Genomic DNA, 1165 nt, shown 5'->3' with positions numbered 1-1165 from the left:
ATTCTGGAGACAAATTTTGGAGCAATAATTTTATAGACTCACATTTTGGAAGGGAAATAAAAATGTATCCTCAAAGTGAGCTTTTAGCTAAAGAGTATGCTGGTAATACACTACCGGTTTCAATATCACTAGACAAGGATCGATCTTTATTTTGTCTTATATAAGGAAATATTTCGTTACCTACTTACATCAAAGCTTATTTTTTTCTATCAACCATCCATCGTTCTATAATCAAAAGAAACTCGCAAGGTGAGAGGATCGATCTCGTTTCATAAAGAGTTGCGCGGGCGCATTGTCTGACGATATCGTTCGGGGTTTCGGATATCCGCCCCATATTTATTTTTCACCGGGCTCATCAACTCTTCCGAAGCCAATGGCCTGTAAAAACTTCTACATAATTTGCATTATGAAATTTAGTCATAGTCAGCAAAGAAAGCAAAGGGTTTCAGCCAACAATCTGTGTTCTTTTAGTTGATATTTTTCAATACCAAATTTTTAAAACACTTCCCGTGGAATATACCATTTTAGAAAACTTGCAAAATTTGCAACCGCGGGCAATGGATGAGCCGCGGTAGCCAAGATGAAAGAGGCGTCGCCTCTAGTGATGGCGAAAGTCGTAGGTTCAAATCCTGCTCACGGTAGAAAATTTTGAAAGTTTTGTAAATATTCAATTTCTTATTTTCATTCTTAAATATTTGGAGTTACAAATACCGTCTTGTACTTATCTTATGCAGGATCCATTCTCTCTTTTCGCGTAGGACACCGAGTCGTCCAACGACCCAATAAACCCTGGTGTCAGAGTTTTTCAACCGCCTGCTACTAGTAGTAGGGATCCATTGGGAGAATCGGAGATAGCTAAGTTATGCCGTGATATCATAAAAGTAGAGTTTTTTCACCAGCTTCAATAATTAAGACCTATTGTACACTTACTTACAAGTTTGCAAAACCTAACTGTATTTCGTACACACTTTCGATTATGCATCTAAATACATTGGAAACACGCCTACATGAGTTATTGCAAAGATGATACACTCTTTATAATTCTAAACACGTTGAATCCGTATCCGAATAAAAGGGAAAGTTAATTATTTCTTTCAAAACAAGTGCTTTGTACTGCTCAGAAAAGTAAGATGTCTAAGGAGGCAAGTACGTACTTACTTACCAA

General features: G+C 37.1%; 1 tRNA gene. It reads left to right on the top strand.

Going from position 1 to position 1165, the window contains the following annotated elements:
• Window positions 1–565 precede the first annotated feature (565 nt).
• Window positions 566–641, top strand: a tRNA-OTHER gene (locus tag ACJ5GX_RS00885).
• Window positions 642–1165: the final 524 nt, after the last annotated feature.

This window comes from Wolbachia endosymbiont of Tuta absoluta (assembly GCF_059414725.1).
The sequence above is the reverse complement of the archived record's forward strand: the minus strand, read 5'-3'. Positions and strand labels throughout refer to the sequence as shown.